The 12,613-nt window shown below is 69.9% G+C and carries 11 protein-coding genes; 9 read left to right on the top strand and 2 right to left on the bottom strand.

Going from position 1 to position 12,613, the window contains the following annotated elements; translation table 11 throughout:
- The first annotated feature begins 105 nt into the window (after positions 1-105).
- From eccD to ABT122_RS27045, 6 genes are all read left to right on the top strand, one after another.
- A complete protein-coding gene (eccD, locus tag ABT122_RS27070; RefSeq protein WP_351557536.1) occupies positions 106-1,605 on the top strand; it encodes a type VII secretion integral membrane protein EccD in 1,500 nt (499 codons plus the stop codon).
- Between the two features lie 214 nt (positions 1,606-1,819).
- On the top strand, positions 1,820-2,110 hold the full coding sequence (gene rpsO, locus ABT122_RS27065) for a 30S ribosomal protein S15 (RefSeq protein ID WP_093600212.1): 291 nt from the start codon (positions 1,820-1,822) through the stop codon (positions 2,108-2,110).
- A 459-nt stretch (positions 2,111-2,569) separates the two neighbouring features.
- Positions 2,570-4,786, top strand: a complete 2,217-nt coding sequence (locus ABT122_RS27060) for a polyribonucleotide nucleotidyltransferase (protein WP_351557533.1) — start codon at positions 2,570-2,572, stop codon at positions 4,784-4,786.
- A complete protein-coding gene (locus ABT122_RS27055; protein WP_351557530.1) occupies positions 4,783-6,162 on the top strand; it encodes a M16 family metallopeptidase in 1,380 nt (459 codons plus the stop codon). The genes ABT122_RS27060 and ABT122_RS27055 overlap by 4 nt, the downstream gene beginning before the upstream one ends.
- A 130-nt stretch (positions 6,163-6,292) precedes the next feature.
- On the top strand, positions 6,293-7,045 hold the full coding sequence (dapB, locus tag ABT122_RS27050) for a 4-hydroxy-tetrahydrodipicolinate reductase (protein ID WP_351557527.1): 753 nt from the start codon (positions 6,293-6,295) through the stop codon (positions 7,043-7,045).
- Between the two features lie 4 nt (positions 7,046-7,049).
- Positions 7,050-7,505 (top strand): tetratricopeptide repeat protein, encoded by a 456-nt coding sequence (locus ABT122_RS27045; protein WP_351557524.1) that lies wholly within the window; start codon positions 7,050-7,052, stop codon positions 7,503-7,505.
- A gap of 34 nt (positions 7,506-7,539) precedes the next feature.
- Here the strand turns inward: ABT122_RS27045 and ABT122_RS27040 are convergent, their stop codons facing one another.
- A complete protein-coding gene (locus ABT122_RS27040; RefSeq protein WP_351557521.1) occupies positions 7,540-8,091 on the bottom strand; it encodes an SCO5741 family PH domain-containing membrane protein in 552 nt (183 codons plus the stop codon).
- Positions 8,092-8,189: 98 nt separating this feature from the next.
- Entirely contained in the window at positions 8,190-8,429 is a 240-nt protein-coding gene (locus ABT122_RS27035) for a hypothetical protein (protein ID WP_351557518.1), read from the bottom strand.
- Between the two features lie 216 nt (positions 8,430-8,645).
- Here ABT122_RS27035 and thyX point away from each other — a divergent pair, with 216 nt between their 5' ends.
- The 3 genes from thyX (at position 8,646) to ABT122_RS27020 (ending at position 12,364) form a co-directional block, all read left to right on the top strand.
- The gene (thyX, locus tag ABT122_RS27030) at positions 8,646-9,386 is read left to right on the top strand and encodes an FAD-dependent thymidylate synthase (protein WP_351557516.1); all 741 of its coding nucleotides are present in this window, start codon (positions 8,646-8,648) and stop codon (positions 9,384-9,386) included.
- A gap of 241 nt (positions 9,387-9,627) precedes the next feature.
- Entirely contained in the window at positions 9,628-10,527 is a 900-nt protein-coding gene (gene dapA, locus ABT122_RS27025) for a 4-hydroxy-tetrahydrodipicolinate synthase (protein ID WP_351557513.1), read from the top strand.
- Positions 10,528-10,678: 151 nt separating this feature from the next.
- Complete coding sequence (locus ABT122_RS27020) at positions 10,679-12,364, top strand: ribonuclease J (protein ID WP_351557510.1); 1,686 nt, start codon at positions 10,679-10,681, stop codon at positions 12,362-12,364.
- The last annotated feature ends 249 nt before the right edge of the window (positions 12,365-12,613 follow it).

Genomic DNA, 12,613 nt, shown 5'->3' with positions numbered 1-12,613 from the left:
CACTGCGTCTCACCGTGATTCGCCGTGTTTCATCGCGGTTCACATGATTCACAGGATTCACCGCACAGAGCACACGAAGTTCACGAGGGGATGCAGCAGGTGAGTATGACGGCCCCAGCGGCGGCCACCGGAGCGGGTCACCCCGGCCAGGCCACCCCGTCCAGCAACGGAACCGGCTTCTGCCGCGTCACCGTCGTCGCCCCCGACGGCCGTGTCGACGTGGCACTGCCCGAAGACATCGCCGTCGCCGACCTCTACCCGGAGATCCTCCGCCTCTCCGGCCAGAGCCCCACCCCCGGCGCCCCCGTCGGCTACCACCTGGTGCGCCGCGACGGCACCGTCCTCGACGGCGCCCGCTCCCTCGGAGCCCAGCGCATCCTCGACGGCGAGCTGCTCTCGCTGCGCCCCTTCGCCGAATCCCTCCCCCCGGCGGTCTTCGACGACGTCACCGACGCCGTCGCCACCGCCGTCGCCCGCGACCGCACGCTGTGGAGCGACGCCCTCATGCGCGGCGCCGGGCTCTTCGGCGGCTCCGTGCTGCTCCTGCTGCTCGCCTTCGTGCTGTGGTCCTCCGCACCCGGCCACGACATGCACGGCCTCCAGGGCATCCTGGCCGCCGTCGCGGGCGTGCTGCTGCTCGCCCTGGCCTGCGTCCGCGCCCGGGTGTACGACGACCGGGCCTCGGCCGTCGCCCTGGGCCTCGGCGCCATGGCCAACGCCGCCGTCGCCGGATCGGGACTGCTGCCGCCCGCCGACGGCCAGGGCATCGGCCGGCTCCACTTCCTGCTCGCCTGCGCCGCCGTACTGGTCGTCGCCGTGATCCTCACCATCGTCGCCCCCGGCGGCGACGGCCCCTTCGTCGCCTTCGTCCTCGCCTCCGCCACCGGTCTGCTGGTGACCTTCCTCGCGATCGTCCACCGGCTGGAGCCGACCGAGACCGCCGCCGTGTGCGCCCCGCTCGCCGTCGGCACCCTCGCCTTCCTGCCCGGCCTCTCCACCCGCTTCGCCCGCCTCCCCATCGGCTTCGACCCTCCCCGCACCGCCATCGGCGGCTACGGCGACGAGCCCGAGCCCCAGGGCGCGGTCGACGCCGAGCGCATCGCCGCCCAGGCCCGGCGCGGCCATGAGCTGCTCGTCGGCCTGGTCGGCGGCTGCGCGCTGGTGGCCGTGGGCGCCGCCGCCGTGCTCGGCTTCTCCGCCGATGTGTGGGGACAGCTCCTCGCCCTCGCCACCGGTGTCGCCATGCTCATGCGGGCCCACCTCTTCCGCTACACCGCACAGGTCGGCTGCGCCCTCGCCGCCGGTCTCGGAGCCCTGGCCCTGCTCGGTCTCGGGCTCTGCCTCAACCCCCCGCACACCCTGATGCGCGAGGCCCTGCGCGGCGACAGCTCCGGCCTCGACATCCGTACGATCTGGCTGGCCGCCGCCGTCGCGGCGGTCGCCGCCCTGATCACCGCCATCGGGCTGATCGTCCCGCGCACCGGCGTCACCCCCTTCTGGGGCCGCTTCCTGGAGATCGCCGAGACGTGCGTCCTGCTCACCCTGCTGCCCCTCGCCCTGGCGGTCTTCGACGTCTACCACGCCATCCGCGCCACCACCTCGTGAAACCCTCCCGGGCCCGGTACCGGGCCCGGGAGGGAGCCCGGGGAAGAGCCGAGGGCAGCGACTGGTACGCTGGGTGACGGCCGTTTGTGTACGCGTTCCCGGGTTCCCCTGGGGGCTGCGCTCATCGGACCTCCGCCTCCGAGTCACGAAAGCTCCCCTGAGACCAAGACCAGGGGCACTCGTCGGCGCACGAACACCACCAGAGGAGTACCGAGTGTCTCTCGACGCCGCTACCAAGAAGCAGATCATGACCGAGTTCGGCACCAAGGAGGGCGACACCGGCTCCCCCGAGGTCCAGGTCGCCATGCTCTCGCGCCGCATCTCGGACCTGACCGAGCACCTCAAGACCCACAAGCACGACCACCACTCCCGCCGTGGTCTGCTGATCCTGGTCGGCCAGCGCCGCCGTCTGCTGCAGTACCTGGCCAAGAAGGACATCCAGCGCTTCCGTGCGCTCGTCGACCGCCTCGGCATCCGCCGCGGTGCGGCCGGCGGCGCCAAGTAAGACGCCGTGGAGGGAGCGGTTCCCACTGAGAGGGAGCCGCTCCCTTTTGCTGTACACGCCGTACGGGCCGTCCACGGCGTCCACGCCGTGAACCCGGCGGCCCGGGGCCGTGCGCAACCGGCGGCCCGGGCCCGTACCGCACCCCAGCGGTACGGAAAGTGCCCGGCCCGGCCCACTCGGTCACCTCCGCGTGACCCGCTGTGCGTGCGCGACGCACCGGACGGCAATTAGTCTGGACACGCACAGAGCATCACCGAACGACACAACGCACCACTGAAGACGCACCACTGAAGAGCGAGAAGCCGACTCGCCGCCGCCGGTCCTCGGTAGTGGCTCCCGGAGTCGAGTCCGACCCCGGGTGCTTCGATCGAAGACCGGCCCAGTACGAGAGCTTCTCCGCAGGTCCTCCCGCCACACGGGCGAGGGGACGAAAGACGCAAAGTAACGGAGAAAACGCTAGTGGAGAACGAGACCCACTACGCCGAGGCCGTCATTGACAACGGCACCTTCGGCACCCGCACCATCCGCTTCGAGACGGGCCGCCTGGCCAAGCAGGCCGCCGGCTCCGCCGTGGCGTACCTGGACGACGACACCATGGTGCTGTCGGCCACCACCGCTTCGAAGAAGCCCAAGGACCAGCTCGACTTCTTCCCCCTCACGGTGGACGTCGAGGAGCGGCAGTACGCGGCCGGCAAGATCCCCGGCTCCTTCTTCCGCCGCGAGGGCCGTCCCTCCGAGGACGCGATCCTCACCTGCCGTCTGATCGACCGGCCGCTGCGCCCCTCCTTCAAGAAGGGCCTGCGCAACGAGATCCAGATCGTTGAGACGATCATGGCGCTCAACCCCGACCACCTGTACGACGTGGTCGCGATCAACGCCGCCTCCTGCTCCACGCAGCTCGCGGGCCTGCCCTTCTCGGGTCCCATCGGCGGCACCCGGGTCGCGCTGATCAAGGGCCAGTGGGTCGGCTTCCCGACCCACACCGAGCTGGAGGACGCCGTCTTCGACATGGTCGTCGCCGGCCGTGTCCTGGACGACGGCGATGTCGCGATCATGATGGTCGAGGCCGAGGCCACCACGAAGACGATCCAGCTCGTCAAGGACGGCGCCGAGGCTCCCACCGAGGAGATCGTCGCCGCCGGCCTCGAGGCCGCGAAGCCCTTCATCAAGGCGCTCTGCAAGGCCCAGGCCGACCTCGCCGCCAAGGCCGCCAAGCCCGAGGGCGAGTTCCCGGTCTTCCTGGACTACCAGGACGACGTCTACGACGCGCTGGCATCGGCCGTCAAGGGCGAGCTGGCCCAGGCGCTCACCATCGCGGGCAAGCAGGACCGCGAGGCCGAGCTGGACCGCGTCAAGGAGCTGGCCGCCGAGAAGCTCCTCCCGGCCTTCGAGGGCCGCGAGAAGGAGATCTCCGCCGCCTACCGCTCGCTGACCAAGAACCTGGTGCGCGAGCGCGTCATCAAGGACAAGGTCCGCATCGACGGCCGCGGCGTCACGGACATCCGTACGCTCGCCGCCGAGGTCGAGGCCATCCCGCGCGTGCACGGCTCGGCGCTGTTCGAGCGTGGCGAGACCCAGATCCTGGGCGTCACCACCCTGAACATGCTCCGCATGGAGCAGCAGCTGGACACCCTCTCCCCGGTGACCCGCAAGCGCTACATGCACAACTACAACTTCCCGCCCTACTCCGTCGGTGAGACCGGCCGCGTCGGTTCGCCGAAGCGCCGCGAGATCGGCCACGGCGCGCTCGCCGAGCGCGCGATCGTGCCGGTGCTGCCGACGCGCGAGGAGTTCCCGTACGCGATCCGTCAGGTCTCCGAGGCCCTCGGCTCCAACGGCTCCACCTCCATGGGCTCGGTCTGCGCCTCCACCATGTCGCTGCTGAACGCCGGTGTGCCGCTGAAGGCCCCCGTCGCCGGTATCGCCATGGGCCTGATCTCCCAGGAGATCGACGGCAAGACGCACTACGTCGCCCTCACCGACATCCTCGGTGCGGAGGACGCCTTCGGCGACATGGACTTCAAGGTCGCCGGCACCAAGGAGTTCGTCACCGCCCTCCAGCTCGACACCAAGCTGGACGGCATCCCGGCCTCCGTCCTGGCCGCCGCCCTCAAGCAGGCCCGTGACGCCCGCCTCCACATCCTCGACGTGATGATGGAAGCGATCGACACCCCGGACGAGATGTCCCCCAACGCCCCGCGGATCATCACCGTCAAGATCCCCGTGGACAAGATCGGCGAGGTCATCGGCCCCAAGGGCAAGATGATCAACCAGATCCAGGAGGACACCGGCGCCGAGATCACGATCGAGGACGACGGCACCATCTACATCGGTGCCGCCGACGGCCCGGCCGCCGAGGCCGCCCGCGCCACGATCAACGGCATCGCCAACCCGACCATGCCGGAGGTCGGCGAGCGCTACCTGGGCACGGTCGTCAAGACCACCACCTTCGGTGCGTTCGTCTCCCTGCTCCCGGGCAAGGACGGCCTGCTGCACATCTCGCAGATCCGCAAGCTCGCCGGTGGCAAGCGCGTGGAGAACGTCGAGGACGTGCTCGCGGTCGGCTCCAAGGTCCAGGTCGAGATCGCCGAGATCGACTCCCGCGGCAAGCTCTCCCTGATCCCCGTGATCGAGGGCGAAGCCTCCGCCGACGAGAAGGACGACGCTGCCAAGTGACGTCGCGCAGTCCCCGTGCGACGGCCCGTGCCTCTTCCCAGGCACGGGCCGTCGCCCGTACCCAAACCCTTCTCCAGGGCGAGAACGGCATCGGCACGGTCCGCCGCACCACCCTCCCCGGTGGGCTGCGCGTCGTCACCGAGACCCTGCCGTCCGTGCGCTCCGCCACCTTCGGCATCTGGGCCCATGTCGGCTCCCGTGACGAGACGCCGTCCCTGAACGGCGCCACGCACTATCTGGAGCACCTCCTCTTCAAGGGCACCGCGCGCCGGTCCGCCCTCGACATCTCCTCCGCGATCGACGCGGTCGGCGGCGAGATGAACGCCTTCACGGCGAAGGAGTACACCTGCTACTACGCCCGGGTGCTCGACACGGATCTGCCGCTCGCCATCGATGTGGTCTGCGACATGCTCACCGGCTCCCTGATCCTCCAGGAGGACGTGGACGCCGAGCGCGGGGTGATCCTCGAAGAGATCGCCATGACCGAGGACGACCCGGGCGACTGTGTGCACGACCTGTTCGCGCACACCATGTTCGGCGACACCCCCCTCGGCCGCCCCGTCCTCGGCACCGTCGACACGGTCAACGCGCTCACCGCCGAACGCGTCCGCCGCTTCTACCAGAAGCACTACGACCCCACCCATCTGGTGGTGGCCGCCGCGGGCAATGTCGACCACGCCACCGTGGTGCGCCAGGTCCGCCGCGCCTTCGAGAAGGCCGGCGCCCTCACCCGTACGGACGCGGTCCCGCTCGCCCCCCGCGACGGCCGCCGGGCCGTGCGCACCGCCGGCCGGGTCGAGCTCCAGAACCGCAGGACCGAGCAGGCGCACGTCGTCCTCGGCATGCCCGGCCTGGCCCGCACCGACGAGCGCCGCTGGGCCCTCGGCGTGCTGAACGCCGCACTCGGCGGAGGCATGTCCTCCCGCCTCTTCCAGGAGGTGCGGGAGAAGCGCGGTCTGGCCTACAGCGTCTACTCGTACACCTCGGGCTTCGCCGACTGCGGGCTCTTCGGCGTGTACGCGGGCTGCCGCCCCAGCCAGGTCCACGACGTCCTCAAGATCTGCCGCGACGAACTCGACCGGGTCGCGTCGCACGGTCTCGACGACGACGAGATCGGCCGCGCCATCGGCCAGCTCTCCGGCTCCACCGTCCTCGGCCTGGAGGACACCGGCGCGCTGATGAACCGTATCGGCAAGAGCGAACTCTGCTGGGGAGAGCAGATGTCCGTGGACGACATGCTCGCGAACATCGCGGCCGTCACCCCCGACGACGTACGCGCGGTCGCGGCCGATGTCCTCGGCCACCGCCCCTCGCTCGCGGTGATCGGCCCGCTCAAGGACCGCCAGGCCGACCGGCTCCACGAGACGGTCTCCTAGGGAGTTCTCTCTCGGATCGGGCCGGATCGGCCAGGCGCGGCGCCAGGGCTCGCGAGCCCGGCAGGATCCGAGAGAGACGACCCGGCCTCCCACCCCGCCCGAACCCCGGCAAAGCGAAGGAAAGAGACGGATGAGCAAGGTGCGTGTGGCGGTCATCGGCGCCAAGGGCCGGATCGGCTCGGAAGCGGTACGGGCCGTGGAGGCCGCCGATGACCTGGAACTGGTCGCCGCCCTCGGCCGGGGCGACTCCCTGGACACCCTGGCCGGCGCCGGGGCCCAGGTCGCGGTCGAGCTGACCACCCCCGACGCGGTGATGGGCAACCTCGACCACTGCGTACGCCACGGCATCCACGCCGTCGTCGGCACCACCGGCTGGACCGACGACCGTCTCGCGCACCTCACCGCCGCTCTCGCCGGGTCCCCGGGGACCGGGGTGCTCATCGCCCCGAACTTCTCCATCGGCGCCGTCCTCACCATGGTCTTCGCCCAGCGGGCGGCCCGCTGGTTCGAATCCGCCGAGGTCGTGGAGTTGCACCACCCCCACAAGGCCGACGCCCCCAGCGGCACCGCCACCCGCACCGCCCAGCTGATCGCCGCCGCCCGCGCCGAGGCCGGCCTCGGCGCGCAGCCCGACGCGACGGCCACCGCGCTGGACGGCGCCCGGGGCGCCGATGTCGACGGAGTGCCCGTGCACTCGGTACGGCTCCGGGGGCTCCTGGCCCACCAGGAGGTCCTGCTCGGCGGTGAGGGCGAGACACTGACCATCCGGCACGACTCGCTGCACCACAGCAGCTTCATGCCGGGCATCCTGCTCGGTGTCCGCCGAGTCGGGAACACCCCGGGCCTCACCCTCGGCCTGGAACACTTCCTCGATCTGGGCTGATCCCATGCGCGCGAAAATCGTCTACATGATCACGGCAGCCGTCCTGGTCGTCTACTTCGTCCTGGTCGGCAGCCGCGGTGTGATGCTCATCCAGCAGGGCACACTGCTCACCGTCACCTTCGGCCTCGCGGTGCTGATCCTGCCGGTGATCGGTGTCTGGTTCCTCTGGAAGAACACCCAGTTCGTCACCCGGGCCAACCGGCTCGCGGCCGAACTGGACGCCGAGGGCGGACTCCCCGTCGACGAACTGGCCCGCACGCCGTCCGGCCGGATCGACCGCGACGCCGCCGACGCGGTCTTCGCCCGCCGGCGCGCGGAGACCGAGGACTCCCCGGACGACTGGCGCTGCTGGTTCCGTCTCGCCGTCGCCTACCACGACGCCCGGGACACCCCGAGGGCCCGCAGGGCCATGCAGCGGGCCATCGCCCTCCACGCGGCTCCGGAGCGCGCCCCCCGCTGACCGCGGGGTCCGCCTCCCGGCCGGGAGGCGGATCTCAGGACGGGCGGTACTCCGCGCCCCACGCCTCCACCGTGTCCGCCGCCCGGTCGAAGGCCTCCACCCGCGACAGGAAGTCCGCGTTGTGGTCGGTGAGCAGCGGCATCGGCTCGCTCTGTCCCTGGCGTACGAGAACGAGCGCCTGGCCCTGGACGGTGCGCGGCAGCCCGAGCCAGCGAACCGGCTGCTGAACGGTCCGTACCGCGGTCGTCTTGGCCCAGGGCACGGTGGTCGTGGTCAGGAGCCCCACCCTCCGCACACCGTGGCGGCTCACCCACACCCCCACCCGCAGCAGCCGCAGCGCCGCGGTGATCAGCGCGAGGCCGACGGCCGCGCAGACCAGGGCGCCGGAGGCCGCCCCGGCGAACGCGATGATCATCATCGCGAGCAGGACGAACGAGGCGAGCAGCAGGGCGAGGGCCGAAACCCCCACCCGCCAGGGCCCCGGACGGTACGGACGCCGCCACTGGTCGTGGTCGTCGAAAGGCAGCGCGATGTCGTCCGCCGCCGCGTCAAACGCACGGTCGGCCGTCAGAAAGGGCAGGGGCACGACTGATCCTCACTCACCAGCACACTCGATCGGGGGCTGTGACGGGTGAGGCTACCGAGGCGATCTCCGGCCGACCACCCCCGGGGGGCCGTACGAGTTCAGCGGCGCTCGGTCGCCTCGGACTGCTGGGTGTTGCCCGGGGTCTGCCCCGACTCCAGCGCGGGGAGCCCGAAGAGCAGTGAGCCGGCCAGCCCGGCGGCCAGGGTCAGACCTATCAGCGCACGGCCCACGAGCTGCGCGGCGCCGGGCCGCTGACGCGGCGGGGGAGTGACATTGCTGCGGAAGCTCTCGCTCTCGGCCACAAAGGAGAACGGGACGGCCTCTCGCCGGCGGAACATCAGGTTCACGCTCCTTGATACGGGGATGGTGCCCGGGTCGTTTCCCGGGCCGGGTGGTGCGGCCGCGTCTGGCGCGGCCTCTACTCGTACAGACGCGCGGGACGCCGATTCGGTGCCCGATTTCACCGAATCGGCGCAAGCGGGTGGCGCGGGGGAGGCCGGGACCGGGTGGACTAGAGTGGACGCCGCCCGGCACACCCCCTGGAAGGACCCTCGGTGACCGACACCCCCGACGAGACCGCGACTCCCCGATTCCGCGGTGATGTCACCGTGGAACTGGTGAAGCACACCGCGGCGGACACCGATGTGCTGTGGGCCGCTCGTGTCTCCACGGCCGGTGAGCAGTCGCTGGAGGAGCTCCAGAAGGACCCGGAGCGCTCGAAGGGCCTCATCAACTACCTGATGCGGGACCGCCACGGCAGCCCCTTCGAGCACAACTCGATGACCTTCTTCATCAGCGCCCCGATCTTCGTCTTCCGCGAGTTCATGCGGCACCGCGTGGGCTGGTCGTACAACGAGGAGTCGGGCCGCTACCGGGAGCTGGAGCCGGTCTTCTACGTTCCCGCCCAGGACCGCAAGCTGGTCCAGGAGGGCCGCCCCGGGAAGTACGTCTTCGTCGACGGCAGCCCGGAGCAGCACAAGGTCGTCGGGGAGGCCATGGAGGACTCCTACCGGCGCGCCTACGAGACCTACCAGGAGATGCTGGCCGCCGGCATCGCCCGCGAGGTGGCCCGCGCGGTCCTTCCCGTGGGGCTCTTCTCCTCGATGTACGCCACCTGCAACGCCCGCTCGCTGATGCACTTCCTCGGGCTGCGGACCCAGCACGAACAGGCCAGGGTGCCGTCCTTCCCCCAGCGGGAGATCGAGATGGTCGGCGAGCGGATGGAGGAGCACTGGGCCCGTCTCATGCCGCTCACCCATGGCGCCTTCAACGCGAATGGCCGTATCGCCCCCTGACCGGAATCAGCTCTCTGACCTGTGCGGCAGCCCCTCACCGGTACAGAGAAGAGAACATGCGTGCGGATTTCGCCGGTGAAGTGTCCGCATTGCGGTATTTCATGAAGTTCATCTAGGCTGATCAAACGGACCCGGCACTGCCTGACCCCCCGAGCAGGCAGTGCCGGGCTCCTCACAGCCACGATGTACGTCACGCCCTCCAGGGGACACAGCGTGCTGAGCAACGAGTAGCGTGTTACCCATGGCTCCGATCTCCACTCCGCAGACCCCATTCGGGCGGGTCCTCACCGCCATGGTCACGCCCTTCACGGCGGACGGCGCACTCGACATCGACGGCGCACAGCGCCTGGCGGCCCACCTGGTGAACGCAGGCAACGACGGCCTGATCATCAGTGGCACCACCGGCGAGTCACCCACCACCAGCAACGCGGAGAAAGACCAGCTCGTACGGGCGGTACTGGAGGCGGTGGGAGACCGGGCCCATGTCGTGGCCGGCGTCGGCACCAACGACACCCGCCACAGCGTCGAACTGGCCGAGGCCGCCGCCCGCGCCGGCGCGCACGGCCTCCTCGCGGTCACGCCGTACTACAACAAGCCCCCCCAGGAGGGCCTGCTCCGGCACTTCACGGCCATCGCCGACGCCACCGAGCTGCCCGTGATGCTCTACGACATCCCCGGCCGCAGCGGCGTCCCGATCGACACCGAAACGATTGTGCGGCTCGCCGAGCACCCGAGGATCGTCGCCAACAAGGACGCCAAGGGCGACCTCGGCCGCGCCAGCTGGGCCATCGCCCGCAGCGGCCTCGCCTGGTACTCCGGCGACGACATGCTCAACCTTCCGCTGCTCTCCGTGGGCGCCGTCGGCTTCGTCTCCGTCGTCGGCCATGTCATCACCCCCGAGCTGCGCGCCCTGCTCGACGCCCATCTCAACGGCGACGTGCAGAAAGCCACCGAGATCCACCAGCGGCTGCTCCCCGTCTTCACCGGCATGTTCCGCACCCAGGGCGTCATCACCTCCAAGGCCGCCCTCAACCTCCAGGGCCTCCCGGCCGGCCCGCTCAGGCTCCCCCTCGTGGAGCTCTCCCCGGAGGAAACCGCACAGCTGAAGATCGACCTGGCGGCCGGCGGGGTACAGCTGTGACCACAGACTTCACAACTGAATACAAGAACAAATAAACACAAACACGGAAAACCGGCCGTCCGTGGCCGGGCACTGACAACAGCAAGTGCACGACAGTCACGTACGCCACGTGCCTCCGCGGCGCGTGGCGTACGTGGTGAAGGAGAGTCTTTTGAGTCATCCGCATCCAGAACTCGGCGCCCCGCCGAAGCTCGCCAAGGGCGGCCTCAGGGTCACCCCGCTCGGCGGCCTCGGTGAGATCGGCCGGAACATGACGGTCTTCGAATACGGAGGCCGGCTGCTCATCGTCGACTGCGGCGTCCTCTTCCCCGAGGACGAGCAGCCCGGGGTCGACCTGATCCTGCCGGACTTCACCACCCTCCGGGACCGTCTCGACGACATCGAGGGCATCGTCCTCACCCACGGCCACGAGGACCACATCGGCGGTGTCCCCTATCTGCTCCGGCTGAAGCAGGACATCCCGCTGATCGGCTCCAAGCTGACCCTCGCGCTGATCGAGGCGAAGCTCCAGGAGCACCGCATCCGCCCCTACACCCTCGAAGTCACCGAGGGGAACCGCGAGCGCATCGGCCCCTTCGACTGCGAGTTCATCGCGGTCAACCACTCCATCCCGGACGCGCTGGCCGTGGCCATCCGCACCCCCGCGGGCATGGTGGTCCACACCGGTGACTTCAAGATGGACCAGCTCCCGCTGGACAACCGCCTCACCGACCTCCACGCCTTCGCGCGGCTCAGCGAGGAGGGCATCGACCTCCTGCTGTCCGACTCGACCAACGCCGAGGTCCCGGGGTTCGTCCCGCCCGAGCGCGAGATCTCCAACGTTCTCCGCCAGGTCTTCGCGAACGCCCAGAAGCGCATCATCGTGGCGAGCTTCGCCAGCCATGTGCACCGCATCCAGCAGATCCTCGACGCCGCGCACGAGTACGGCCGGCGGGTCGCCTTCGTCGGCCGCTCGATGGTCCGCAACATGGGCATCGCGCGCGACCTGGGCTATCTGCGGGTCCCGGCCGGCCTCGTCGTCGACGTCAGATCGCTCGACGACCTGCCGGACCACGAGGTCGTCCTCGTCTGCACGGGCTCCCAGGGCGAGCCCATGGCGGCTCTCTCCCGCATGGCCAACCGCGACCACCAGATCCGTATCGTCCAGGGCGACACCGTCATCCTGGCCTCCTCCCTGATCCCGGGGAACGAGAACGCGGTGTACCGCGTGATCAACGGACTGACCCGCTGGGGCGCCAATGTGATCCACAAGGGCAACGCCAAGGTCCATGTCTCGGGCCACGCCTCGGCCGGCGAGCTGCTGTACTTCTACAACATCTGCAAGCCGAAGAACCTGATGCCGGTCCACGGCGAATGGCGCCATCTGCGCGCCAACGCCGAACTCGGCGCGCTGACGGGTGTCCCCAAGGACCACATCGTCATCGCGGAGGACGGCGTCGTGGTCGACCTGGTGGACGGCAAGGCCAGGATCGTCGGCAAGGTCCAGGCCGGATATGTGTATGTCGACGGCCTCTCGGTCGGCGATGTCACCGAGTCCTCCCTCAAGGACCGCCGCATCCTCGGCGACGAGGGCATCATCTCGGTCTTCGTCGTGGTCGACTCCACCACCGGCAAGGTCGTCGGCGGACCGCACCTCCAGGCCCGGGGCTCCGGCATCGACGATTCCGCCTTCGACGGGGTCATCCCGAGGATCGAGGAGGCCATCGCCAAGGCCGGCTCCGACGGTGTCGCCGAGCCGCACCAGCTACAGCAGTTGGTCCGCCGGACGGTGGGCAAGTGGGTCTCCGACACCTACCGCCGCCGGCCCATGATCCTCCCGGTCGTGGTCGAGGTCTGACGGTCTGACGTCGCACAACCCGGAGCGGGGCGCCTCGATTTGCATCGGGGCGCCCCGCTCCAGTAGGTTTACGGCTCCGCCCAGGGGGAACCCGACGCATTCAAGCGCTCGGACCAAGTGAACCCGAATGGGCGGGAAATTCCGACTCAGAACCTCTGATAAAGTCGGAGCAGCCGAAAGGCGAAAGGCCGGTCCAACTGGCCGCTGGATCTGAATCCAAGTCCGGAAACGGAATGGGAAAACGGTCTG

The organism is Streptomyces sp. NPDC001985 (assembly GCF_040296845.1).
Lineage (GTDB): Bacteria > Actinomycetota > Actinomycetes > Streptomycetales > Streptomycetaceae > Streptomyces.
Note: the sequence above shows the minus strand (reverse complement) of the source record. Positions and strands in the feature narration are given on the sequence as shown.